The organism is Algiphilus sp. (genome assembly GCF_965216485.1).
Taxonomy (GTDB): domain Bacteria; phylum Pseudomonadota; class Gammaproteobacteria; order Nevskiales; family Nevskiaceae; genus Algiphilus.
The window spans coordinates 990,271-1,014,500 of sequence record NZ_OZ244162.1 but is presented as its reverse complement, the minus strand read 5'-3'; the positions used below and the strand labels follow the sequence as shown (position 1 = coordinate 1,014,500).

Genomic DNA, 24,230 nt, shown 5'->3' with positions numbered 1-24,230 from the left:
GGCGCGCGCTTAGGCGTCGAGGACCAGCACGCCCTCGGCTTCGAAGCGTGCCCCCTTGGGCAACGCCGCCACGCCGACGGCGGCGCGCGCGGGGAAGGGTTCGGGGAAGACTTCCGCCATGATCGCGTTGACGCGCTCGAAATCGCCCAGATCAGTGAGGTAGAGATTGAGCTTCGCGATCTGATCCAGACGGCCGCCAGCGGCCTTGACCACGGCGCCGAGATTGGCGAAAACACGACGGATTTCGTCGTCGATGCTGGCGTTGTCGAGCGTCATGGTGGCCGGATCGAGCGGAATCTGGCCGGACAGATAGACGGTCTGCCCACAGCGCACCGCTTGCGAGTAGCTGCCAATGGCCTTCGGCGCCTGGTCGGTGTGAATGATCTCGCGCACTGTCTCAGCGCCCATGCGGATGGCTCCCTGTGAATGATCGCGCCGAATATAGCGTGCGAGCAGGATTCAGGTCCGCCAGGCGCGGGCCACCACCGCCAGGCGGCGCACCCGCCGCAACACCTGCGCCAGGTGGGTGCGATTGCGTACCGCGATGACGAAACGGATATCCGCCGATTCGTCGTCGTGGCGGTCGCTCATCTGCACATTCTCGATCGAGGAATCCGCCGATGCGATTTCGGCAGCAATGGCTGCCAGGGCACCGCGCTCGTTGAGCGCCTTCACACGCAGCTCGGCGCCGAAGTGGCCCTCCACTTCCTCGGACCAGACCAGCGGAATCCAGTCCTGCGGAGCGGCACGCACACCGTGCATGGCTTCGCGGCACTGCGAGCGATGAATGATCAGGCCGCGTCCAGCGCTGACATGACCGCGAATTTCATCGCCGGGCAGCGGATGGCAGCACTTGCCGTAATTGAGCACCAGGCCTTCGGTGCCCTGTACCGCGAGCGCCGGTCCGTCGCGATCACCCTGCGCCGATTCGGCTTCCGACTCGGGCACGAAGTGACGCGCGACCACCGGCGCCAAGCGCTTGCCGAGGCCGATCTCGGCATAGAGCGCTTCGAGATCGTCGAGCTTGTACAGCTCCAGCACGCGCTCCACGGCCTCGCCGCGCAGCACGTTGCCCGTCAGGTCCAGGCCGCGGATGGCGCGTTCCAGTAGCCGCTTGCCGAGGCGAATGGCCTCGTCGGTGCGCTGGTTGCGCAGATAGTGGCGGATGGAGGAGCGCGCCTTGGCCGTCTTCACGAAGTTCAGCCAGGCGGCATTGGGCTGAGCATGACGGGCGGTGATGATTTCCACCGTCTGGCCGTTCTGCAACTCTGCCGACAAGGGCTCGAGCTGTTGATCGATGCGCGCCGCCACGCAGCGGTCGCCCAGTTCGGAATGCACCGCGTAGGCGAAGTCCACAGCGGTGGCGCCGCGCGGCATGCGCAGGATCTTGCCCTTGGGGGTGAAGACGTAGACCTCGTCCGGGAAGAGGTCGATCTTCACGGTCTCGAAGAAATCGACCGCCGCGGCTGAATCCTGCAACTCGAACAGCGATGACAGCCACTCGCGCGCGCGCGTTTCGGGCGCATTCTGCTGACCGCTGGCGCCCAGCTTGTACTGCCAGTGCGCGGCGATACCGCTCTCCGCGATGTGGTGCATTTCGCGGGTGCGGATCTGCACCTCGATCTTGCGCCCGTGCGGCCCCATGCAGGTGGTGTGCAGGCTCTGGTAGCCGTTGCTCTTCGGGTTGGCGATGTAGTCGTTGAACAATTCGGAAATCGGCCGGTAGATGTGGTGCACCATGCCGAGGGCGCGATAGCACTCGTCCACCTTCGAGACGATGACGCGGAAGCCGAGAATGTCCATCACCGATGGCAACTTGAGCTTCTTGCGCCGCATCTTTTCGTAGATGCTGTAGAGATTCTTCTGGCGACCGACCACCGTGGCACCGATGCCCTCGTCGCGCAGGGCACGGGCAAGCCTGCCCTCGATCTCGGCGATGGTCTTGCGCGAGTTGCCAAGCTGCTGGCGGACGGAGCGTTCGATGACGCGGTAGCGCTGCGGATAGAGGTTCTGGAAGGCGAGCTCCTCCAGTTCCACACGCAGGAAATGGATGCCGAGACGATGCGCAATGGGGGCGTAGACCTCCAGCGTTTCGCGCGCCTTGCGCCGCCGCTTCTTGTCCTCCATGGCACCCAGGGTGCGCATGTTGTGTAGCCGATCCGCGAGCTTGATCAGGATGACCCGCAGGTCCTTGGTCATCGCCATCAGCAGCTTGCGCACCGACTCCGCCTGCGCCTGCGCGCGCGAAACCCCTTCGGCGCGATCGAACTTGGAGACGCCATCGACCAGCTCGGCGACATCGTCGCCGAAATCCGCGGCCAGTTCTTCCTTGGTGACCTCCGTATCTTCGATGGCGTCGTGCAGGATGGCAGCAATGATCGTGACGTGATCCAGCCGCATCTCGGCGAGAATGCGCGCCACCGCCAGCGGATGATAGATGTAGGGTTCACCCGAACTGCGCATCTGGCCGGAATGCACCTGCTGTCCCAGCGCGTGGGCACGGCGCACTTCGTCCACCTGGTCTGCCGTCATGTAGGTTTCGAGCACACGGGCCAGTGCGTCGATACCGAAGGTGCGGGCCACGCGCTGCGCGCGCAGCGCATTGCCGATGCGGCCGATGACGGGCAGTTGCTGACGGGTCATGGCACCAGTATAGGGCGCTGGCGCAGCGCCATGACAGCGCTGTCACACGCGGTGGACCCAGCCGGCAAAGCGCACAGCGCCAGCCGTGCAATGCGCGGTTTCAGGTCGCCGAGATCGGGCTTGCGGCCCCTGCCAAAGGAGCCGTGCGGAGCGCCTGTGCGCCCATCACCCGATGGGCAAAAAAGCGTGTCTCGGGATGACGCCGGGCGCGTTCAGTACACGTGACTCATGCCCGGGCACCAGGTCGAGGGACCAGAGCTGCCGAGCGCGAGCCGCGAGACGGGGATCAGATGTCCAGCGCGTCGAGCGGATCGAGGGCTTCGAGTTCGACCTTCGGTGCCGACACGGCGGGCAGGTCCTGCTCGTCGAGCACGCCCTTGTGGATCTTGCCTTCGGCGATCTCCCGCAGCGCCACCACCGTGGACTTGTCATTGCCCCAGGTGATGTGGGCCTCGGCCCCGCGCGTCAGCTGACGCGCGCGCTTGGCAGCGACCAGCGTGAGCTCGAACTGATTGGGCAGATGGTCCAGACAATCTTCAACGGTAACGCGCGCCATGGTGCTCTCGGTGTGTCGTGAATAGACAGCCTGTCAGTTTACCCCTTCGCGCTGCCGCTGGCCAGAAGCTCCTCGATGAGTGCCGTGTGGTGGCGCTGCACGACGGCGCTGCGCGAACGCGCCGCGCGGGCGATGGCGGCAAAGTCGGCCTGGGCACGCGCCAGGTCATCGTTGATCAGCAGGTAGTCGTATTCATTGCAGTGCCGCATCTCGTCGGCCGCCGCCGCCATGCGCCGCGCGATGACTTCGTCGGCATCCTGCGCACGGGCGCGCAGGCGCGCTTCCAGCGCGTCCCGCGACGGCGGCAGAATGAAGACACCCACCGCCTCCGGCATGCAGGCCCGCACCTGGCGTGCGCCCTGCCAATCGATGTCGAGGATCACGTCGCGACCGGCGTCGAGTTCGGTCTCGGTCACCGCGCGTCCCGTGCCATAGCGTCGGCCAAATACTTCCGCGTGCTCGATGAAGGCGTGCTCGGCAATCATCTCGTCGAACTGCTCGTCGTCGACGAAGTGATAGTGCACGCCATTGATTTCACCCGGCCGCGGCGTCCGCGTGGTGTAGGACACCGACAGCGCCGCCGGGCGGTCGGTGGTTGCACTCTGTTCCACATAGTGCCGGGTCAGCGTGCTCTTGCCTCCGCCACTGGGCGCAGACACGATCAGCAGGACTCCTGGGTCGCGCTCACTCAAGATTCTGCACCTGCTCCCGCATCTGCTCGATGATGACCTTCATCTCGACCGCGGCGCGGGTGAAGCGCTGGTCCTGCGACTTGGACGACAGCGTGTTGGCCTCACGATTCAGCTCCTGCATCAGAAAGTCCAGCCGCCGGCCGACGGCTTCGTCGCGCTCGAGTACCGACCGGACCTCCTGGATGTGGCCATCGAGGCGGACCATTTCCTCGTCGACATCGGCACGCTGGGCCACCAGCGCCAGCTCCTGCTCCAGTCGGCCGGCGTCGACTTCGACACCCAGGTCGCGGCAGCGCGTACGCAGGCGCTCCATCCATTCCCCGCGCACCTCGGGCAGGCATGTGCGAACCAGCTCGACCTGCTCGACAAGGGCATTGCAACGCTCGCGCAGCGTGTCGGCCAGATGTTGGCCCTCCCGACGGCGGGCGTCCTGCAGATCCTGGAGCGCGCGCTCGAAGGCGGTCTCGGCGGCCTCGAAGAGCTGCGTCAGATCGGGCTTCTGTTCGCGAACAATGCCTGGGAAGCGCAGCACGTCCATCGGATCGGGGGTTTCCAGCGAGCCCCAGGCGCGCTCGGTACTGTCGATGGCGTGCTTGAGCTGGCTGAGACGGTCCGGATCCACTTCGATGGCACCGGCTGAAGCATCGGCCATGTAGCGCAGCTGCGCCTCGACCTTGCCGCGCGACAGATATTTGCCGGCGCGTTGCCGGAAATTGCCCTCGAGCGCGCGGAAATCATCGGGCAGACGAAAGCTGAGGTCGAGGTAACGATGATTGACCGATCGCAGTTCCCAACGAATGGTGCCGCCGTGCGCTTCCGCCTCGCCCTGGGCGAAGCCGGTCATGCTTTGCGTCATGCGCGTATCCGCGAAATGATGTGACCGCGCATTGTAACCAGCGCGGGCGACGCTGCCGCCGCCCGCGCGTAGGCGCTACTTCTTCTTTTTCTTGACCTTGCCGCGCAGGTCCTTGACGCGCTTGCTGACCTTGCCCGCCGTCTTGCGCGCCGTGGTCAGCGCGCTGTCGGCAGCCGACTTCAGTCGCTTGCGGCCCTTGGTGGGGGCAGAAGCCACCTTGTCGACGCGCTCGGCCACGGTCTTCTTGACCGCTGCCACCTTCTTGGACGCGCTCTTGGCGGCGGTATCGACCTGCTTGCTGACCGCGCTCGATACCTTGGCCACCGGGGACTTCTTGGAAGCACTCTTCTTGGCTGCGGTCTTCTTGGCCGCCGACTTCTTGACTGCCGCCTTCTTCGCGGTCGTCTTCTTGGCAGCAACCTTCTTTACTGCCGCCTTCTTGGCTGCAGTCTTCTTGGTTGCCGTCTTCTTGGCCGCTGACTTCTTGGCAGCCCCTTTCTTCGCCGCTGACTTCTTGGAAGCCTTCTTTGTCGCCGTCTTGGTGTCCGCCATGATGGCCTGCTCCTTCGTTCGCAACTGCTAACGTGCGGCAAAATGCCGCTCCCTGGACAATGCTGCTTGACTTTTTGTCAGCGCCATGAAACCACCGCGCTGAAAGGACTCTGACGCAAGATGCAGCCAAAAGCAAACCTTTGCGTGCTTTTCCGTCGCCTGATGGCAATCGCGGTCGTGACCTTGACGGCGGGCTGCTCGGCAGGACCCTCCGACAGCACGAGAGCGCAGCACACCCCGGAACTGCGCTGGACGCTGGTTGCCAGCCACCCGCACGACCCGAAGCGCTTCACGCAGGGCCTGGAATTCCGTGACGGGCGGTGGCTGGAATCCTCCGGTGGCTACGGTGAATCCTTCGTGGTGCTGGAGGGCGCAGAGGCGCCGATGGCACGCCTTGATCTGCCACCCCACCAATTCGCCGAAGGCGCCACATTCGCAGGTGATGCCATCTGGCTGCTGACCTGGCGCGCGGGACAGGCGCGTTTGCTGGACCAGGAGCTGGTGGTACAGCGCACCGTACGCTATGCCGGCGAGGGTTGGGGCCTAACCTATGACGGCGAAACGTTGATCATGAGCGATGGCTCGAATTACCTGACGCGACGCGACCCAGTGCACTTCAATGCGCTCTCCGGCATCGCCGTGCGCGACGGGGATGCGCCGGTTACCCGTCTCAACGAGCTCGAGTACGCCCATGGCCTGATCTGGGCCAATGTCTTCGGCACGCACCGCATCGCCGCAATCGCCCCGGACAGCGGCCAGGTCTGCGGCTGGCTCGTGCTGGATGCCCTGGCCGAGCGTATCGAGCGGCCGCCCGGCTGGGACACCGCCAACAATGTGCTGAACGGCATCGCAGTGGATCGCGACACCGGTCATCTGCATGTCACCGGTAAGCGCTGGCCCAAGCGTTTCGAAATTCGCGTTGAAGCACTCGACGCAATCGCTCCCTGCGCCGTGCGCTGAGGAGGCGGAACGATAGATTACCGTCTTACTTCTGTTGCGAATCCGCCTTCGCGGGTGGTAAAAGGAAGAGACACTGACAACAAGCCCTATTGGGTTGGGAATAGACGGTAATGGAATTTACCCACGAGCACGAGTCGCTGTACAAGACGACGCGCAAGTTCATCGAAGAGGAGATCAACCCCAACGTGCCTCAGTGGGAGGCCGACGGCATCTGGCCGGCCCACGAGATCCTGAAGCGCATGGGCGACCTCGGCCTGCTGGGCATCAACAAGCCGGAAGCCAATGGCGGTCTGGGACTGGACTACTCCTACGAGATCCGCTTTGCCGAGGCGCTGAGCAACTGCGCTTGCGGCAGCGTGCCGATGGCCATCGGCGTGGTGACGGACATGGCAACCCCGGCGCTGGCCCGCTTTGGTTCCAAGGCACTGCGGGATGAGTACCTGACCCCGGTCATCGCCGGTGATCAGGTCTGCTCGATTGCCGTGTCGGAGGCGGGCGCCGGATCGGACGTAGCCTCGATCAAGACGACGGCACGCAAGGACGGCGATGACTACGTCATCAACGGTTCCAAGATGTGGATCACCAATGGTACGCAGGCGGATTGGGCCTGCCTGCTAGCCAACACCAGCGAGGGCAAGCCGCATCAGAACAAGTCGCTGATCGTGGTGCCGCTGGATGCCAAGGGCGTGCAGCGCGAGACCAAGCTCGACAAGCTCGGCATGCGCGCCTCCGACACGGCGATGATCTTCCTCGACGAGGTGCGCGTCCCGCAGCGCAACCTTATCGGTCAGGAAGGCATGGGCTTCACCTACCAGATGATGCAGTTCCAGGAGGAACGTCTGTTCGGTGCGGCCTCAATGATCGAAGGCATGGAAAACCTCATCCAGGCGACCATCGATTACACCCGCCAGCGCAAGGCCTTCGACCAGAGCATCCTCGACAACCAGAGCGTGCACTTCCGCCTCGCGGAGCTGCAGACCGAAGTCGAATCGCTGCGCGCGCTGGTCTACCGCACCACCGAGCTCTACATTGGCGGCAAGGCTGGCATGGAAGAAGTCGCCAAGCTGGCCTCCATGTGCAAGCTGAAGGCGGGCCGCATCGGTCGCGAGATCACTGATAGCTGTCTGCAGTATTGGGGCGGTCAGGGCTATATGTGGGAGAGCGAGATCGCCCGCGCATACCGCGATACGCGCCTGATTTCCATCGGCGGCGGCGCCGACGAGATCATGCTCGGCATCATCTGCAAGATCATGGGCACCCTGCCCAAGAAGAAAAAGAAGGCCGAGGCGGGTACAACCGCCGAGCGCACCACCGAAGCGGCCTGAGGCCGTCATGCACCACCGCCGTCCACGGGCGGCGGTGGCTGCCATCCCACGCCTCGGCAAGACGCCGTTCATCGAGGATTCGCTAGACTCGCTGCGTCTTTGGATCGGACGTCGCATATGCGCAAGTTCCTCAAGTTTCTCGGCATCGGGCTTGCTGCCCTCGTACTGCTGCTGGCCGCCGGCCTGACCACGGCCGCCCTGCTATTCGACCCCAACGATTACCGCGAACAGATCGCACAGGCGGTGAGCGACCAGACCGGCCGTGACTTCCGCATCGAGGGCCCACTTTCGCTCAGCGTCTTCCCCTGGCTCGCGGTGGACGCCGGCGCCATGGAGCTTGCCAACGCCAAGGGCTTTGAAGGCGACGGCCCCTTCGCCCGTTTCGAGCGGGTCGCGGTCGGCATTGAATTGCTGCCCTTGTTGCTGCGCCGGGAAGTGGTGCTCGACGACGTCACCCTTGAAGGCCTTCGCCTCAACCTCGCCGTCGATGCCGAGGGCCGCAACAACTGGTCGGATCTTGCACAGGCCTCGGACAGCTCCGATCAGGCCGAGGCGCCCGCACCGGAAAGCCCGCCGCAGGGTGGGCAGATGCCCATCAAGAGCCTGGCCATCTCCGGCATTCAGATCCAGGACGCCGCGCTGACCTATCGCGACGCCGCAGCGGGCACCACCCACCGCGTGGAATCCATCGACCTGACCACTGGCCGCGTAGTCGCTGGCCAGCCCATCGACTTCGATCTCGATGCGCGCTATGTCAGCGATGCACCGGCACTCGCTGCGAGTATCGAACTGAGCAGTGTCATCGACGCGAATATCGAGACGATGGCGGTGGAAATGCGGTCGCTGGCGCTGAATCTCGCCGCCGAGGGCGACGCCGTTCCGCAGGGCGAGCAGCAGGCCAGTCTGACCGGCACCCTCGCCTACGACGGCCAGGCCGGCACGCTGCAGTTCGCCGACGGACGGCTGCAAGGCGCTGGCGTCACCGCGGACCTGAACGTGATGGGCAAGGCGTTGAACAGCGACCAACCCCGTTTCGAAGGCACCCTGAAGACCGAGACCTTCTCGCCGCGCAGCCTTGCCGAGCGTCTGGCTATCGCGCTGCCCGCCGCCAGCGACGACGAGGTACTGCGCGCAGCCAGCGCCGATCTGCGCTTCGAGGCCTCCACCAGCAGCGCCCGTATCCCGCAGATCACGCTCACGCTGGATGACACCACGGCCGAGGGCACCGCCGGCATCACCGATTTCGGGACCCAGCGCATCGTCTTCGATCTGCGCGTGGATGCCATCAACATCGACCGTTATCTACCCGAACAGGCGCAGGTCAAGGAAACCACCGGCGAGGATGCCCCCGAGCCGTCCGGTGGCGACATCAACGACATGGTCATCCCGGTGGAGGCGCTTGAAGGCCTCAACGCCAAGGGCAGCCTGCGCATTGGTGAACTGGTGGCGCAGGGCATGACCATGCGCAACGTCGCCCTCGATATCGATGCGCCGCTGGGCCAGGCCAAGGTGCAGAACCTCACGGCTGAACTCTATGGCGGCAAGATCGCGTTGCAGAGCCGGATCACCCCCGGAAAGACCCCGCGCTATGACACCCGTTTCAAGGTGGAATCGGTGCAGGGTGGCGACCTGGTATCGGACTTCATCGGCCGGGATCTCATCCAGGGTCTGGCCAATATGGAATTCGATCTGCGCTCCAGCGGGCGCACGGTGGGCGATATCCGCCGCGCTCTCGATGGCACCCTCAGCATGCGCCTCAGCGATGGCGCGGTGAAGGGATTCGACATCGCGCGCACCCTGCGCAGCGCCTATGCCCGCCTGCAGGGACAGGCCGTGGAGGCCAGCGCCGGCCCGCTGCAGACCGACTTCGCCTCCCTGGTGGCGAGTGCCCGCATCGAAGACGGCGTGCTCAAGCTGCAGAACCTGGACGGACGCAACCCCCTGTTCCGCCTGCTCGGCGACGGCACGGTCAACCTCGTCAGCGAGGAGCTGAACGTGCTGGCCCGCCCCAGCATCGTGAAGAGCCTGGAAGGCCAGGGCGGCGCCGAACTGGCGGAACTCGCAGGCATCGAGATTCCCATCCGGGTCGCAGGCGGCTGGAGCAATCCGAAGGTGCGGCTCGACTTGCAGCAGGCGCTGCAGCAGAAGGCCACCGAAGAAGTGCGCGAAAAGGTGGATGCGCGCAAGGAAGAGTTGCGCGAGAAGGCGCGCAAGGAAGAAGAGCGGCTGCAGGAGAAGCTCAACAAGGAGCTCGGTGAGGACGCTGGCAAGGCGGCGGGCGAAGTGCTGCGCGGCCTCTTCGGCGGCAGCGAGCGCAACAAGCAAAAGGCCCCTGCCTCGGGGGAGAACGAAGACAGCGCGCCGCAGGAAACGCAACAGCCTTGATCGTCGACGCCGCGTCCGGCATGCCGGCAGGCGCTCCCTTCGCCGAGCGCTTGCTCGGCTGGCATGCCCTGCACGGCAGACACGATCTGCCCTGGCAGCATCCGCGCAGCGCCTGGCGGGTCTGGGTCTCCGAGATCATGCTGCAGCAGACCCAGGTCACCACCGTCATCGGCTACTTCGACCGTTTCATGGCGCGCTTTCCGACGCCGCAGGCCCTTGCCGATGCCCCCGCCGACGAAGTCCTGGCCTTGTGGGCCGGGCTGGGCTACTACTCGCGCGCGCGCAATCTACACGCTGCCGCCCGGCAGGTGCGCGACCGGCACGGTGGAGTCATTCCCGACGACTATGAGGGCCTGATCGCCTTGCCAGGCATCGGCCCCAGCACCGCTGCCGCCATCTGCGCACAGGCCTATGGCCAGCGTCACGCCATCCTGGATGCCAACGTCAAGCGGGTACTGGCGCGCCACGCCGGAGTAGCGGGCTGGCCAGGGCAAACGCGCGTTGCGCGACAGCTGCAGCACGAGGCCGACGCCCGCCTCCCGGAGACGCGACTCGCCGACTACACCCAGGCGATCATGGATCTGGGCGCCAGTGTCTGTGTGCCACGGCGGCCGCAATGCCTGCGGTGCCCCGTGCACGAGGACTGCCAGGCGCGGATCGAAGGCAAGACTGAAACGCTGCCCACCCCACGTCCAAGGCGCGACAAGCCCGAACGCCATGCCCGACTGCTGCTCATTCGCGATCCCGCCGAGGGTCGGCTCTGGCTGGAGCGGCGACCGCCTTCGGGCATCTGGGGCGGACTGTGGGCGCCGCCGATTCTTGAAGATTTTGACGGCATGGCGCTGACGCAGCGCGGCGTCCAGCCGATGGCCTGCGAAGCGCCCGCCACCGTGTCGCACAGCTTTACCCATTTCACCTGGCATCTGGAGCCGCTCTACTGCGTTCCAGTGGCACAGCAGCCGCACGCGATCCGCGAGCACGACGGGCAGTGGCATACAATGCACGATGCCCTGCAACGGGGGCTTCCGGCACCCATCCGTCGCCTATTCGAACGCCTTGAGGAGCCCGACCCATGACCCGAACCGTACTCTGTGCCCGTCTGCAGCAGGAGGCTGAAGGCCTGGACGCGCCGCCCTATCCGGGCGCACTCGGTCAGCGCATCTATGACCATGTCTCGAAGCAGGCATGGGAGGAATGGCAGGCCCACCAGACCCGCGTCATCAACGAGTACCGCCTCTCCCTCGCCGACAAGAAATCACGCGCCTTCCTGATGGAGGAAATGGAGAAATTCTTCTTCGGTGGCGGGGAACTCACGCAGACCGGCTATGTGCCGCCGGCCAGCGACGCCGCCAAGGACCAGTAGATTCCCAGCAATGACGCGTCGACTCAGCCCTCTCGATCAGCTGCTGGCCCGCGCCGGAGACGCCCTGGCCGGGCGCAGCGCCCCGGATGCGCCGGCGCCCCGCCCCAGCCCCGCCCTGTCGCAGGAAGGCGAGGCGTCCGCCACGCTCACAGCGCCGGAACGCCATCACGCAGCCGGCCTGATGCGGGTCAACCACGCTGGCGAAGTGGCGGCGCAGGCGCTGTACCACGGTCAATCGATGCTGGCGCGGACTCCGGAGATTCGACGCCATCTCCTCCACGCCGCCGCCGAGGAGCGCGACCATCTGGAGTGGTGTGCCCAGCGCTTGCAGCAACTGGGTGAAGGCCCAAGCCGGCTACAGCCGGTGTGGTACGGCGCCTCCTTTGCGATGGGCGCGCTGGCGGCCGTGGTGGGCGACCGCTGGAGCCTGGGCTTTGTCGAGGAGACCGAGAAACAGGTGGTGCAGCACCTCAATGGCCATCTGCAGAAGCTGCCAAAGACTGATCACGCCTCGCGCGCCATCCTGGAGCAAATGCGGATCGACGAGGCGCGTCACGGTGCCGAGGCGCGTGCCGCGGGTGGGGTCGACCTGCCGCTGCCGGTGCGGCTTGCTATGCGCGGCGTCGCCCGCGTCATGACACGCACTGCCTACTGGTTCTAGTCGCGGCTCAGGGCGCAGTCTCGGCCAACCGCCACCCCTTGTCGCCGCGCACGAAGCGCATCTCCACCACGCGCGTGCTGCTCTGGCCGAACTGCGTGGTGGTCAGCTCCACATCGCAGAGATAGCCGCGACCATTGGGCGCGGGAGCACAGGCCAACTTATCAGCGCCCTCGAATTCGGGCAGCAGGCTGTCCATGCCCATGTCCGACAGGACAGCCCGCGCCTCGCTGCTGTTGCTGCTGTACGCGTGGGTCAGTGCGGCTTCGATGTCCGCGTCACTGGGCGCACCGCTGCAGCCTGCCAACGCAAGGGCTACCAACGGGAGGAACAGACGAGAGAAGCAGTGCGGCACCAGGAACTCCGGAAAGCGGGATATTGCGGAAAGCTAAACTCCGCGCATGAAAAACACCAGCCGCCACGCCTGCGCCTCGTCGCTGACGACCCTTATCGCCATTTCCCTGGGGGCCTGCAGCACGATGCCACCACGGGCAGCCGACGTCAGCGAGGCAGTGCAGGCCCAGCATTGGCGCTGTGGCGAGATGCTGCTGGAGAGCCAAAATGTCGATGAGGCGCTCATCCTGCGCCTGCCCGGTGGCGATCATCGCCTGACGCCGGAGGCCGCCGCCTCCGGCGCACGCTATAGCAATGCTGACGGTGTGCGCTTCTGGAGCAAGGGGAGCGACGAAGCCCTGCTGTGGCGGGATGCTGAAGCGGCACCGCTGGACTGCCGACCCAGCGAACAACGCTCCCCCTGGCTACAGGCGCAGAGCGAGGGCGTGCGACTGCGCGCGACCGGCAACGAGCCCGGCTGGCTGTTGGAAGCGCACGCCGATGGCAGCCTTGTTCTGTGGCTGGATTACGGGCAGCGCCGGCTGTCACTGGCGACCGAGCAGCCCCTCACCGGGCCCGGCCTGTACACCGCAAAGAGTGGTGCCAGCGATAGAGAGCTCACCATCGAGGTCATGAAGAGGGCATGCACCGACAGCATGAGCGGCACGCGCTTTCCGCTGCAGCTCCGGGTGCTGCGCGAGGATGCATCGCCGCTGGAGGGCTGCGGGCGGGCCTACGCAGCCGCCCGCAACGCAGGCGCCTAGCGCGAGATATTGCGCCCGTAGAAGATTTCCATGATCTCGTGGTTGACCCGGCCGCGAATGCGTTTGGCTTCGCGCGGCGGCAATTCGCGCACGCCCTCGCCGAAGAGATAGGTTTCCAGGTCCAGATCCTTCAGCCGCATCTTGGTGTGGAACATGTACTCCTGGTACACGTTCACGTCGACCATGTCGTAGCGGTCCTTGATGTCCTTCGAGATGAAGTTCTGGATCGAATCGATGTTGTGGTCGATGAAGTGCTTGGAACCGCGCACGTTGCGCGTGAAGCCGCGCACCCGGTAGTCCATGATGACGATGTCGGAATCGAAGCTGTTGATCAGGAAGTTCAGCGCCTTCAGCGGCGAGATCTTGCCGCAGGTCGAGACATCAATATCCGCACGGAAGGTCGAGATGCCGTTGTCCGGATGCATCTCGGGGTAGGTATGCACCGTGATGTGGGACTTGTCGAGGTGCCCGACCACCGATTCCTTCTCGACCTTGGACTTCGGATGGCCGCTTTCGAGATGCCCCTCCGAAATCAGCATGGTGACCGAGGCACCCTGTGGCTCGTAGTTCTCGCGTGCGATGTTCAGAATCTGCGCGCCGATCATATTCGAGACCTGGGTCAGGATATCGGTCAGGCGCTCGGCGTTGTAGGCCTCGTCGATGTATTCGATGTACTCCTGCTGATGCTCGGCGGAACGGGCATAGCAGATGTCATAGATGTTGAAACTCAACGACTTCGTGAGATTGTTGAAGCCGTGCAGCTTGAGGCGGGGATTGCGGACCGTCTTCTTGGCCAAGGTCAGCGTCTCCGGAACAGTGGTGGGCTGCGACACCGCGGCGACACTGCCGCGGGGCCGCATTATGGAACAGTCTGTTGACGAACGTGGGTCCGTCGCGGACCACGTTAGGGGGCTGCGGGTTCCTCGATATCGACGCTGTGCGTGATGCGTGCCGAGGCGCCCAGCATGATCGAAGCCGAACAGTATTTCTCGGCCGACAACTGCACCGCGCGCTCGACCTGGCTTGCCTTCAGCCCGGAGCCAATGACGGTGAAATGCAGGGCGATGTCGGTGAACACCTTGGGGTCCGTGTCGGCGCGCGTTCCCTTGACGCGTACCTTGCAGTCCACCACCGGCGCCCTGCCCTTGCGCAGGATGTGCAGCACATCCACGGCCGAACAGGCGCCCACCGAGAGCAGCATCAGTTCCATCGGACGCGCACCGGTATTGCGGCCGCCGATATCCTCCGGACCATCGATGACAATGGCATGACCACTGCCGGTCTCTCCGACGAACTGCGCGCCACTGGTATGGGAAAGCGTGACTTCCATGCCGGCTCCTGATGAGACGATCAGGCGATCAGTTGCTGCAGCGCCGCGCCGGGATCCGGCGCGCGCATCAGCGATTCGCCCACAAGAAAACGATGCACGCCGGCGGCGCGCATGCGCTGCACGTCGGCGGCCGAGAGGATGCCGCTCTCGGTCACCACCGAGCGACCCTCGTCCAGACGCGGCAGCAGATCGAGCGTGGTCTCGAGACGGGTGTCGAAGGTCTTGAGGTCGCGATTGTTGATCCCCAGCAACCATCCCGGCCGCAGTTCAGCCTGCAGCACGCTGTCGAGTTCCTCGGCGCTGTGGACCTCAACCAGGACATCCATGCCGCAGGCATGCGCCACGGCATCAAGCTCGCGCAGCTGCTGCTGCGACAAGGCGGCCGCGATGAGCAGGATGCAGTCGGCCGCCATGGCGCGCGCCTCGAGCACCTGCTTGGGATCGATGAGGAAATCCTTGCGCAGCACCGGCAGCGAGCAGGCGGCACGTGCGGCCTGCAGCACGTCCGCACTGCCGCCAAAGAAGTCGCGATCGGTCAATACCGACAGCGCCGATGCGCCGCCCTCGGCGTAGCGCTGCGCCAGCCAGGCGCCATCGAAATCCTCGCGGATCAGCCCCTTGCTGGGGCTGGCCCGCTTGATCTCCGCGATGACGGCAGCGTCGCCACGCTGCACCCGGTCGTCCAGCGCCGCCACGAAGCCGCGGGGCACATCGCCCTCAGCCGCCAGCTCCTCCAGATCGCAATCGGAATAGCGCTGATGAAGGGCACGCACTTCCTCGGCCTTGCGGTCGAGAATCTGAGTCAGGATATCGCTCATGCTGCGGACAGTTTCTGGGTGATAGCCACGAATTCAGACAGCTTCTGCGCCGCCGCCCCGGAGCGCAGGCTCTCGCGCGCCGCCTCGATGCCATCCGCGATGCGGTCGACGATGCCGGCGGCATAGAGCGCGGCGCCGGCGTTGAGCAGCACGATGTCGCGCGCCGGCCCCGCTTGATCGGCGAGCACCCCTTCAATGATGGCGCGCGACGCCTCCGGTCCATCGACCACCAACTGCCGGCTCGACACCATGGACAGACCGAAGTCCTCGGGATGAATCTCGTACTCCTGCACGGCCCCGTCGCGCACTTCGGCGCAGTAGGTCGCACCGCCCAGCGTGATCTCGTCGAGCCCGTCGCGGCCCCACACCACGAGTGCCCGCTGCAGGCCGAGCTCGGCCAGTACGCGCGCCAGAATGCCGACGAGATCCGGATGGAACACCCCCATCAGGCAGTGCTGGGCATCGGCCGGATTGGTCAGCGGGCCAAGAATGTTGAAGATGGTACGCACGCCCATTTCCTTGCGTACCGGCGCCACTTCCTTCATCGCCGGGTGATGGATGGGCGCGAACATGAAGCCGATGCCGCAAGCCTCAATGGATTGCGCCACCTGGTCGGGCTGCAACTCGATCTGCACACCGAGCGCCGAAAGGACATCCGCAGCCCCGGAGGCGCTGGATACCGAGCGGTTGCCGTGCTTTGCCACCTTGGCGCCGGCTCCTGCCGCCACGAACATGGAAGCGGTGGAGATGTTGAAGGTATGCGCGCCGTCGCCCCCGGTACCGACGATGTCCAGGAAGTGCGAGCGATCGGCAAGCGGCACCGGACGGGCAAACTCGCGCATGACGCGGGCCGCGGCGGTGATTTCGTCCACGGTCTCTTTCTTCACACGCAGCCCGGTCAGGATGGCTGCGGTCAATACCGGAGATACCTCACCCCCCATGATGCTGCGCATCAGCGCAACCATCTCGTCGTGGAAGATTTCCCGGTGGTCGATGACGCGTGCCAGCGCCTGTTGCGGAGTGAAATTCGTCATATCACGACATGCGGTGGATGGAGGTTCCGCCGGGGCAGCGGGAGAAAACGAAGGCCATCGCCATCCCGCCCGGCAGTGAAGCAGGCCCCAGCATCGCAACGCGATTGCCGCTCATTCGACGGCTTCCGCCACGCGGTAGTCGAGGAAGGTACGCAGCATGGCGTGGCCGTGTTCGGAGAGGATGGATTCCGGATGGAACTGCACGCCTTCGATCGGCAGGCTGCGATGACGAAAGCCCATGATCTCGTCGACTTCCCCGGCAGCGGTTTCGGTCCAGGCGGTCAGTTCCAGGCAATCGGGAAGGCCTTCCTTGGCAACGATCAAGGAATGATAGCGAGTGGCGGTCAACGGACTTGCCAAACCGGCGAAGACCCCCTCACCGGTATGGTGAATGGCCGAGGTCTTGCCGTGCATGACTTCGCGTGCGCGCACCACGCTGCCGCCAAAGGCCTGACCAATGGCCTGATGCCCCAGGCAGACGCCGAAGATTGGAATGCGACCAGCGGCGCGGGCAATCAGTTCGAGACAGACCCCGGCCTCATTGGGCGTGCAGGGCCCCGGCGAGAGCAGGATGTGGTCCGGCGCGCGCGCCAGCATGTCATCCACGCTCATGGCGTCATTGCGCACCACATCGACGGCCGCACCGATCTCGCCCAGATACTGCACGAGGTTGTAGGTGAAGGAATCGTAGTTGTCGACAACAAGGACCATGACGGCACCGAACTGGGGACGCGGGTACGCGCGCGAGGGCGCAATGGTAGCAAGCCTGCCAGCATCCCAAGCTTGCATCGCCGCCGCGGGCGGCGCATCGTGCAGTGATCACTGATGCCGTAGCGATGCCGTGACCCGTTCCGCTGCCCTGCAACGCCTGGAAGCCCCCTATCGCGCCACGCGCTACCGGGTCTTTCTGCCCACGGCCACCGACGAGGTGCGCATCGGCCAGACGGCACCTGCCGTTGACGACTGGCTGGCGCTGCATGGCAGCCGGCAGGCGGCCATCGTCACCGCCTGCAATCCGCGCAGTCTGCCTCTCGGATGCGCTGCCAATCGCCGCCTCCAGGCTGCATTGCTGCATCTGCTCCACGCCATGCCGCATCCGATGCTGCCGGCCTGCAATACCGCGACCACGGGCGCCTGGCCCGATGAACACAGCCTCATCGTGGCCGATCTCACCCGCGGCGAAGCGCGCCGGCTAGGTGCCCGCTTTCACCAGAATGCGGTGGTCTGGATCGATCGCGGCCGGCCCGCGCAGCTGCTCTGGATCATCCGCTGATCGCGAAGCGGGCGCGCACGCATCGCGCTCAGGGCGCCGGAATCGTGTCGACCACGGGCAACACCACATGCGAGGGATGGTCGGCGTCGCTGTAGACGGTCAACAGGCCAGCCACACCGCGCACGAGATCCGGAAGCGGCGGCAGGCCGTGCGGCAGGTCGCTGGCGCCCACGCTGACCCGAAGTGCATGCCCCTGCTTGATGACGAAGCTGGAGGGGAAGACCTCGACATTCAGGGCAACGATCTCGCCCGGTGACAGCGGCTGACGGGCCGCCTCGGTAAAGACGTGCCAGGGCTGAATGGATTGACCGTCCAGCAGCCGCGCCCGACTGTCATCCACCGCGCGCATCGATGCCGTCAGGATGCCATTGGTGATCTCCTGCGAGCGCCCGTCGGGATAGACATCCGTGATGCGGACCACCACGCCCGCCTCGAGTGCCGTGGTCGATACCCAGACGTTGGCCTGGATGGGGCCGTTGATATAGAGATCGCGCTCCAGCGGGGCCGTTGTGTAGGTCGTTTCCAGCAGCTCGGTGATGCGGTTGTCGGTGGCACAGGGCAGCGGCAACAAGCCGATGACGCCTGCGGTCCACTGGCTCGCACTCATTGAGCACAGCCCGTTGAGCGGCTGCTGCAGCACGAGATTGCTCGCCTCCCCGGCCTGTGCAGGCTCCGCGGACAGGCTCTGATCGCCGCGCAGGTGCAGTGTCATCGCGCGTGCCTCGGGATGCGGCCAGTCGGCTTCGATGACATAGCGCTCTTCCCCGTACAGGTACTGGGTCACGTCCGGCTGCTGCTCGGCGCCATTCGCCATGCCCTTGAGGTAGCGGTCGAACCACTGCAGTGCGATGGCATCCAGACTGGGCACGCCATCCGCCGGCAGGCCACCGCCGAAGGAGCCTTCCAGGTGGGTCCAGGGACCAATCAGTAGCTTGGCCTCGGTGTGGTCCTTCAAGGCTTCGTACAACAGCGGTGTGCCGCGCTGGAACAAATCATTGAGGCCGCCGACGAGGAAGGTCGGCACCTGCACCCGGTCCGCCACTTCCAGTGGCGAGCGCGCGCGCCAGAAGGGTCCGTCATAGACCTTGTCAGTGCCCAGCAGCGCTTCGCTGACGGTGCCTGCGGAGAAGGCCAACAGCGACTGCGTGACATGGTCGAGCAGCACGTTGACTCCGCCCAGTGGATTCTCCTGCAGGGCCGCCACCGGCAGTGCACCCAATCCGTTGACCAGCCCCACCCAGAGCGGAATGAAGCCGGCGTTGATCTGACCACCCGTGAAGACGATATCGCGGTAGGCATCGCCCATCGGCACGATGGGGAACATGGCCTTCAGGGACGGATGCTGGTGCTTGGCCGCGAAGAACTGCGTGATGCCCATGTAGGACGGGCCCCAGGTGCCGACCCGGCCGGCGCTCCAGGGCTGACTGTCGATCCATTGCAGTACTTCCAGGAAGTCGGCCTGTGCCACTTCCCCGAAGGACTCCCACTTGCCACCGGAGCTGCCGGTCCCGCGTTCATCGACGAAGACATGCACGTAGCCGCGTTGCACGAAGAAGTCGGTACTGGGAAGCACGTCCCCGATCAGCCGGCTGTTGTAGCCATTGATGGTCAGGATCACCGGCAGCGGTGCTGCCACCACCGCGCCCTCGGCATCGGTTGGGCGCACGATGCGCGCCGCAATCTGCACGCCGTCACGCATGGCGATAAAGGCATCCTCGGCGGTGGTCGCCGGGTACTCCACCGCCCGCTCATAGTTCTGCCAGCGCGTCGCGGCCGTCGTCGGACGCTCGCCCGATGCGTTGGGTCCCGATCCGGACGAAGGGGTGCTGCTGTCCGAGCAGCCGGCGATGCCCAGTGCCAACAGTGCGGACAGGGCCAGCGCAGGAATGGTGTGCTTCATGTGGTCTCCCCCAGGACGGCCACGGTGGCCGTGACGCCAACCAGGCGCGGTGCGTTGATCAGCGGGTAAGGATAGCAAGCCCGGTGACGCAGGCAGAGGCTGCGGCCACGCCCTCAGCTGAGGTCGAGTCGATCTTCGTATCCGAAGCGCTCGAAATCCTCCCGGAAAAGCGTGCGCACCTGTTCGACCTGACGTGGGGTGTAATAGCGACGCGCCTTCTCGCTGGCACCGGTGTAGTTCTGATAGATCGAACGTGGCGCGTAGCCCTCGGCAGGCTCGCGCAGGCGCGCGTAGACCTGTTGCATGTCGTCATCGAAGCGCTCGACGCGCCCGAAGAAGTCATAGCGCTCCGGGGGGATCAGCAACAGCGCGGATTGCGGCGCCCAGTGCGCATTGCGGTACAGGCCGCCGCGCTCAAGGTAATCCATGAAGTCCGGAAAGTTGGTCTCGTAGCCGTCGATCTTGCCCTTGCGCTCGATCTTGTCGAGATAGGCCGACAGGGTGCGCGCAAAGGGGTTGCGCACTATCGCGAACTTGAACAGCGATTCGAAGTCGTCCAGCTCGGTCTGCGACAGGCTGGAGGGCGGGCGGAACATTTCTTTCGCCGGTTTGGATGGAACGTGCTCGCCGGTCTTGAGCGAAGCCAGACCGCTGATCACCGAGGAGTTCGCCGCCTTCGGGATGCGGTTGCAGAACACGCCCAGCGTGAAGTCGATGCAGCCGCGATCATTGGCACTGCGGATCGAGGTGGGATGACGAAAGGGGTAGCGCCGATAGAAAGGAAACAGCACGCTGCTCCATCGCGTTATCAGCAGGCGTCTCGCGGGCTTGGCCACTCCTTCTCCTTCTCTTGCAGGGTGCCGAAAGGGCACGACAGCGCGGCCGACCACGTCGCGAAAACGAAGACCGCATCGGACTCGTGGCGGCGGTACGACTGCACCATCCGGTCGAAGACACTGACGCCGGGAGAGCAAGCCAGTACGCTCACCCTTGGCATTCAACCGATGGAGGACGCCCATGCCCGCCAACCACAGTTTCATCCGCCCCGATGGCAACACCGCCCCCGCTTATTATGTCGAACCCGAGGCGGGCGGCAACGCGCCCGGCGTCGTCGTCATCCAGGAATGGTGGGGCATCAACGACCAGATCGAGCGCGTCGCCAACCGTCTGGCCGAGGCAGGTTATCGCGCGCTGGTGCCGGACCTCTACCGCGGCGCGCGCGCACTGGATGCCGCCGAGGCCGAACACAAGATGACCGGCCTGGACTTTGGCGACGCCGCGCATCAGGACGTGCGCGGCGCCATTCAGCACCTCAAGCAGGACAGCGCCAAGGTTGCCACCATGGGCTTCTGCATGGGAGGCGTGCTGTCGATCCTGGGCGCGATCCACGCCCCGGAGCTGGACGCCGCGGTGGCCTGGTACGGCATTCCTCCTGCCGAGGCCGGAGACCCTTCGACCATACGGATCCCTCTGCTTGCGCACTACGGCAACCAGGATCAGATGTTCCCGCCCGAAGCCGTGGACGCACTGGAAGCCAAGCTGCAGGCGGGGGGCGTGGATTACACCGTCTACCGCTACGACGCGCCCCACGCCTTCGGCAACGAGGACTGGGACTACTACGACGCCGAGGCGGCCCAACTGGCCTGGGATCGCAGTCTCGACTTCCTGGGCAGACATCTGCGCTAGGTTGCCGTCACGGTGCCGGGCCCATGCCGTGGCCCGGCACACCGAGACCGCTGCATCGAAGGTGCGGGCAGGCACGTAGTAAGAACATGACGCGCCTACTATCAACGCTCAGCCTGCTCGTCGCACTTGCGATGGGCCTCAGCGCCGCCCCACCGGCCCGTGCCGCGCCGGACGTGGCCATCGACTGGCAGAGCTGGTCGCCTGCGCTCTTCGAGCGCGCCCGCCGGAACGAGCGGTTCGTCTTTCTGTATCTGGAGGCGGTGTGGTGTCACTGGTGCCATGTCATGCAGCAGAAGACCTTCACCGACGCCAAGGTGCAGGCACTGCTCGATCGCCATTACGTCGTGAGCCGCGTCGACCATGATGCCCACCCGGCCTTGGCCAACCGCTACCGTGACTGGGGTTGGCCGGCGTTGATCTTCTTCGGTCCGGATGGCGCCGAGATCGTCAAGCGAGCGGGCTATATCGCGCCAGAGCCGTTCGCGCGGCTGCTCAAGGCCATTGTCGACGACCCAAGCCCGGAGGCCGACGGCGTCGCCGCGCCACAGCCCGAAGACACCGATCCTGCGCTGCTGTCCGATTCGCTGCGCGCCACCCTTCGCAGCCGCCACCGCGACGCCCACGACGATCAGCGGGGCGGCCTGGACACGGTACAGAAGTTCATGGACCGGGACAGCGTCGAGTACGCGATGGTGCGTGCCGCTGCCGGCGATGCGCGCGAGGCAGTACGCGCCCGGCGTACCCTCGATGCCGCCCTGGCGCTGATCGATCCGGTGTGGGGTGGCGCCTACCAGTACTCAACGGGGGGCAACTGGCAGAACCCGCACTACGAGAAGATCATGCGCACCCAAGCCGGCATGCTGCGTATCTACGCCCGCGCCTACGCTCAGTTCGAAGATCCAGCGTATCTGGATGCGGCACGTGCTATCCGGGGTTACCTGCTTTCCTTCCTGCGCGACCCGGCATCGGGTGCCTTCTACGTCAGTCAGGATGCGGACCTGGTCCCCGGCCAGAAGGCCCACGACTACTTTGCCCTGGATGATCAGGCTCGCCGCGCACGCGGCATGCCAGCCATCGACAAGAGCCGCTATGCCTTGCACAACGGAATGGCCATCCATGCCTTGGTGCACGATTACGCCTTTACCGGTGAGCAAGCCGCACTCGATGCGGCGCTTGGCGCGGCACGCTGGGTGGTCGCCGAACGCGGCCTGCCGGAAGGCGGCTTTCGACACGACGTCGAATCCAGCCGTGGGCCCTTCCTCGGCGACAGCCTGCACATGGGCCGCGCCCTGCTGGCGCTGTACGAAGCGACCGGCGCGCGAGAGTGGCTAATGCGCAGCGCGGCCGCGGCCGATTTCGTGATGGCCCACTTCCGGCGCGAAGGCAGCGGATTTCGCGGCGCTGTTGCCGATGGCACGCCCGTCGCCGCCATTCCGGATATCGACGAAAACATCGCCGCCGCGCGCTGGCTCAACCGGCTCCACCACTTCACCGCAGACCCCGATCACGCGGATGGTGCCCGCCATGCCATGCGCTTCCTGGCCGCCGATGCAACCGCCCTGTCGCGCATCACCGACGCAGGCATCCTGCTCGCCGACCAGGAAATCCGCAGCGCACCGCTGCATCTCACCGTGGTCGGTCCAAAGGGCGATGCAACCACCCGCGCATTGCTGAAGACGGCGTTGGCGACTCCGCGCAGCTATCGGCGCATTGAGTTGTGGAATCCCGCCATGGGCAAGCTGCCCAATCACGACGTGAGCTACCCGAACTTCGAGCGTCCGGCGGGCTACGTCTGCAATGACGGGCGCTGCTCGGCGCCGAGCTTCAACGGCGAACAGTACGCGCAGCAGATCCGGCGACTGGCGGACCCCGCTGAATAATCCGCGACGCGTCCACCCACGCTAGAGCACCGAGCGGGCAATGATCTCCTTCATGATTTCCGAAGTGCCGCCATAGATGCGCTGCACGCGGGCATCGACGAAGTGACGGGAGATCGGGTATTCGCGCATGTAGCCGTAGCCACCGAAGAGCTGCAGACAGCCATCGGCCACGCGGCACTGCATCTCGGTCGTGGTGTACTTGGCCATGGCCGCGTCGGCCACATCGAAATCGCCGGCATCGAAGCGTGCCTTGCAGTCTTCGAGGTAGGCACGGTGCACGACCACGTCGGATTTCATGCGTGCGATTTCGAAGCGCGTATTCTGCTGCGCGGACAACGGCTTGCCGAAGGCGTGGCGCTCTCGCACATAATCGATGGTCAGCGCCAGCGCGCCTTCGGCCGCCGCAACCGCCGAGGCCGCCAGGATCAGCCGCTCGCGCGGCAACTCGTCCATCAGGTGCCCGAAGCCGTTGCCGGCACGCCCGAGCACGGCCGAGGCCGGTACCCGCACATCGGAGAAGAAAAGCTCCGAAGTGTCTGCCGCGTGCTGACCGATCTTTTCGAGATTGCGGCCGCGCGAGAATCCCTCCATGGCCGCATCGATCAGAAACAGGGCCGTGCCCTTCGAGCCCGCGTTGGGGTCGGTCTTGGTAAAGGTGACGATGACATCAGCGTGTTGGCCATTGGTGATGAAGGTCTTCTGGCCATTGATGCGGTAGCCATCCCCATCGGCATCGGCCCGGGTGCGGGCGCCCTGCAGGTCAGAGCCGGCACCGGGCTCGGTCATGGCAATGGCGCCGATGGCCTCGCCGGCTGCCATCTTGGGCAGGTAGTGCGCCTTCTGCGCTTCGGTACCGAGATGGGCGATATACGGAGCGGCGATATCCGAGTGCACGGACACGTTGCTCGCCAGAGCACCGAATCCGGCGCGTGCGAGTTCCTCGACGACGACGCAGGAGAAGCTGAAGGGCGCACCCGAACCACCGTATTCCTCCGGCATGTCGACGCACAACAGGCCAGCCTCGCCAAGCTGCTGCCATACCTGACGCGGCATGATCTCGTCGGCTTCCCACTGTTCGTAGTGGGGTGCGATCTCGCTCTGCAGAAAGCGACGGACGTTGTCGCGAAACAGTTCCAACTCGTTATCCATGTTCTTCGTGCTCCTCTTGTACCGGGTCAGCGGCGTGGCCGGGAGCGGAAGATAGCAGGCGGCGGCGCCGCCC

The 24,230-nt window shown here is 65.3% G+C and carries 25 protein-coding genes; 10 read left to right on the top strand and 15 right to left on the bottom strand.

The features are described from left to right. Positions 1 to 9: 9 nt before the first annotated feature. From ACOOFO_RS04695 to ACOOFO_RS04670, 6 genes are all read right to left on the bottom strand, one after another. On the bottom strand, positions 10 to 408 hold the full coding sequence (locus ACOOFO_RS04695; RefSeq protein ID WP_420428497.1) for a RidA family protein: 399 nt from the start codon (positions 406 to 408) through the stop codon (positions 10 to 12). A gap of 51 nt (positions 409 to 459) precedes the next feature. Then, complete coding sequence (locus tag ACOOFO_RS04690; protein ID WP_420428496.1) at positions 460 to 2,643, bottom strand: RelA/SpoT family protein; 2,184 nt, start codon at positions 2,641 to 2,643, stop codon at positions 460 to 462. 286 nt (positions 2,644 to 2,929) lie between these two features. After that, complete coding sequence (gene rpoZ, locus ACOOFO_RS04685) at positions 2,930 to 3,199, bottom strand: DNA-directed RNA polymerase subunit omega (RefSeq protein WP_223056868.1); 270 nt, start codon at positions 3,197 to 3,199, stop codon at positions 2,930 to 2,932. Positions 3,200 to 3,237: 38 nt separating this feature from the next. After that, complete coding sequence (gene gmk, locus ACOOFO_RS04680) at positions 3,238 to 3,891, bottom strand: guanylate kinase (RefSeq protein WP_420428495.1); 654 nt, start codon at positions 3,889 to 3,891, stop codon at positions 3,238 to 3,240. Continuing rightward, positions 3,884 to 4,747: a YicC/YloC family endoribonuclease gene (locus ACOOFO_RS04675; protein WP_420428494.1), complete on the bottom strand. Its 864-nt coding sequence runs from the start codon at positions 4,745 to 4,747 to the stop codon at positions 3,884 to 3,886. The genes gmk and ACOOFO_RS04675 overlap by 8 nt, the downstream gene beginning before the upstream one ends. Before the next feature lie 75 nt (positions 4,748 to 4,822). Next, positions 4,823 to 5,299 (bottom strand): hypothetical protein, encoded by a 477-nt coding sequence (locus ACOOFO_RS04670; protein WP_420428493.1) that lies wholly within the window; start codon positions 5,297 to 5,299, stop codon positions 4,823 to 4,825. 144 nt (positions 5,300 to 5,443) lie between these two features. Here ACOOFO_RS04670 and ACOOFO_RS04665 point away from each other — a divergent pair, with 144 nt between their 5' ends. The 6 genes from ACOOFO_RS04665 (at position 5,444) to coq7 (ending at position 11,993) form a co-directional block, all read left to right on the top strand. Beyond that, positions 5,444 to 6,259 carry a glutaminyl-peptide cyclotransferase gene (locus ACOOFO_RS04665; RefSeq protein WP_420428492.1) on the top strand — a complete coding sequence of 272 codons (816 nt, stop codon included), beginning with the start codon at positions 5,444 to 5,446 and terminating at the stop codon, positions 6,257 to 6,259. A 110-nt stretch (positions 6,260 to 6,369) separates the two neighbouring features. Further along, positions 6,370 to 7,584 carry an acyl-CoA dehydrogenase family protein gene (locus ACOOFO_RS04660; protein ID WP_420428491.1) on the top strand — a complete coding sequence of 405 codons (1,215 nt, stop codon included), beginning with the start codon at positions 6,370 to 6,372 and terminating at the stop codon, positions 7,582 to 7,584. A gap of 117 nt (positions 7,585 to 7,701) precedes the next feature. After that, complete coding sequence (locus tag ACOOFO_RS04655) at positions 7,702 to 9,969, top strand: AsmA family protein (protein WP_420428490.1); 2,268 nt, start codon at positions 7,702 to 7,704, stop codon at positions 9,967 to 9,969. A gap of 20 nt (positions 9,970 to 9,989) precedes the next feature. After that, positions 9,990 to 11,045: an A/G-specific adenine glycosylase gene (gene mutY, locus ACOOFO_RS04650; protein ID WP_420429644.1), complete on the top strand. Its 1,056-nt coding sequence runs from the start codon at positions 9,990 to 9,992 to the stop codon at positions 11,043 to 11,045. Next, positions 11,042 to 11,332 carry an oxidative damage protection protein gene (locus tag ACOOFO_RS04645; RefSeq protein ID WP_420428489.1) on the top strand — a complete coding sequence of 97 codons (291 nt, stop codon included), beginning with the start codon at positions 11,042 to 11,044 and terminating at the stop codon, positions 11,330 to 11,332. Before mutY ends, ACOOFO_RS04645 begins: the two co-directional genes overlap by 4 nt. 10 nt (positions 11,333 to 11,342) lie before the next feature. Beyond that, on the top strand, positions 11,343 to 11,993 hold the full coding sequence (coq7, locus tag ACOOFO_RS04640; RefSeq protein WP_420428488.1) for a 2-polyprenyl-3-methyl-6-methoxy-1,4-benzoquinone monooxygenase: 651 nt from the start codon (positions 11,343 to 11,345) through the stop codon (positions 11,991 to 11,993). Positions 11,994 to 12,000: 7 nt separating this feature from the next. On the opposite strand, the gene ACOOFO_RS04635 is transcribed toward coq7, so the two are convergent. After that, the gene (locus ACOOFO_RS04635) at positions 12,001 to 12,345 is read right to left on the bottom strand and encodes a hypothetical protein (protein ID WP_420428487.1); all 345 of its coding nucleotides are present in this window, start codon (positions 12,343 to 12,345) and stop codon (positions 12,001 to 12,003) included. Between the two features lie 46 nt (positions 12,346 to 12,391). Between ACOOFO_RS04635 and ACOOFO_RS04630 the strand changes: the two genes are divergently transcribed. After that, a complete protein-coding gene (locus ACOOFO_RS04630) occupies positions 12,392 to 13,087 on the top strand; it encodes an MliC family protein (protein ID WP_420428486.1) in 696 nt (231 codons plus the stop codon). Here the strand turns inward: ACOOFO_RS04630 and speD are convergent. The 5 genes from speD to ACOOFO_RS04605 all read right to left on the bottom strand — a co-directional run bounded on the left by speD (position 13,084) and on the right by ACOOFO_RS04605 (position 16,980). Continuing rightward, positions 13,084 to 13,884 carry an adenosylmethionine decarboxylase gene (speD, locus tag ACOOFO_RS04625; RefSeq protein ID WP_223056880.1) on the bottom strand — a complete coding sequence of 267 codons (801 nt, stop codon included), beginning with the start codon at positions 13,882 to 13,884 and terminating at the stop codon, positions 13,084 to 13,086. The two genes, ACOOFO_RS04630 and speD, sit on opposite strands and share 4 nt — an antisense overlap. Positions 13,885 to 13,991: 107 nt before the next feature. Further along, positions 13,992 to 14,417, bottom strand: coding sequence for an OsmC family protein (locus tag ACOOFO_RS04620; protein WP_223056881.1), 426 nt, complete (start codon positions 14,415 to 14,417; stop codon positions 13,992 to 13,994). A 20-nt stretch (positions 14,418 to 14,437) separates the two neighbouring features. Beyond that, positions 14,438 to 15,235, bottom strand: a complete 798-nt coding sequence (trpC, locus tag ACOOFO_RS04615) for an indole-3-glycerol phosphate synthase TrpC (protein ID WP_420428485.1) — start codon at positions 15,233 to 15,235, stop codon at positions 14,438 to 14,440. Beyond that, positions 15,232 to 16,269, bottom strand: a complete 1,038-nt coding sequence (gene trpD / locus ACOOFO_RS04610; RefSeq protein WP_420428484.1) for an anthranilate phosphoribosyltransferase — start codon at positions 16,267 to 16,269, stop codon at positions 15,232 to 15,234. Before trpD ends, trpC begins: the two co-directional genes overlap by 4 nt. Positions 16,270 to 16,380: 111 nt before the next feature. After that, positions 16,381 to 16,980, bottom strand: a complete 600-nt coding sequence (locus ACOOFO_RS04605) for an anthranilate synthase component II (protein WP_420428483.1) — start codon at positions 16,978 to 16,980, stop codon at positions 16,381 to 16,383. 130 nt (positions 16,981 to 17,110) lie between these two features. Between ACOOFO_RS04605 and ACOOFO_RS04600 the strand changes: the two genes are divergently transcribed. Continuing rightward, positions 17,111 to 17,542 (top strand): DUF3293 domain-containing protein, encoded by a 432-nt coding sequence (locus ACOOFO_RS04600; protein ID WP_420428482.1) that lies wholly within the window; start codon positions 17,111 to 17,113, stop codon positions 17,540 to 17,542. A 28-nt stretch (positions 17,543 to 17,570) separates the two neighbouring features. On the opposite strand, the gene ACOOFO_RS04595 is transcribed toward ACOOFO_RS04600, so the two are convergent. Continuing rightward, positions 17,571 to 19,442 carry a CocE/NonD family hydrolase gene (locus ACOOFO_RS04595; RefSeq protein ID WP_420428481.1) on the bottom strand — a complete coding sequence of 624 codons (1,872 nt, stop codon included), beginning with the start codon at positions 19,440 to 19,442 and terminating at the stop codon, positions 17,571 to 17,573. A gap of 113 nt (positions 19,443 to 19,555) precedes the next feature. Continuing rightward, on the bottom strand, positions 19,556 to 20,233 hold the full coding sequence (locus ACOOFO_RS04590) for a sulfotransferase family protein (protein WP_420428480.1): 678 nt from the start codon (positions 20,231 to 20,233) through the stop codon (positions 19,556 to 19,558). Between the two features lie 226 nt (positions 20,234 to 20,459). On the opposite strand from ACOOFO_RS04590, the gene ACOOFO_RS04585 reads away from it, so the two are divergent. Together ACOOFO_RS04585 and ACOOFO_RS04580 are read left to right on the top strand one after the other, a co-directional pair. Beyond that, the gene (locus tag ACOOFO_RS04585) at positions 20,460 to 21,128 is read left to right on the top strand and encodes a dienelactone hydrolase family protein (protein ID WP_420428479.1); all 669 of its coding nucleotides are present in this window, start codon (positions 20,460 to 20,462) and stop codon (positions 21,126 to 21,128) included. A gap of 86 nt (positions 21,129 to 21,214) precedes the next feature. Continuing rightward, positions 21,215 to 23,008 (top strand): DUF255 domain-containing protein, encoded by a 1,794-nt coding sequence (locus ACOOFO_RS04580; RefSeq protein WP_420428478.1) that lies wholly within the window; start codon positions 21,215 to 21,217, stop codon positions 23,006 to 23,008. Between the two features lie 21 nt (positions 23,009 to 23,029). Here the strand turns inward: ACOOFO_RS04580 and ACOOFO_RS04575 are convergent, their stop codons facing one another. Continuing rightward, complete coding sequence (locus ACOOFO_RS04575) at positions 23,030 to 24,157, bottom strand: acyl-CoA dehydrogenase family protein (RefSeq protein ID WP_420428477.1); 1,128 nt, start codon at positions 24,155 to 24,157, stop codon at positions 23,030 to 23,032. Between the last annotated feature and the right edge of the window lie 73 nt (positions 24,158 to 24,230).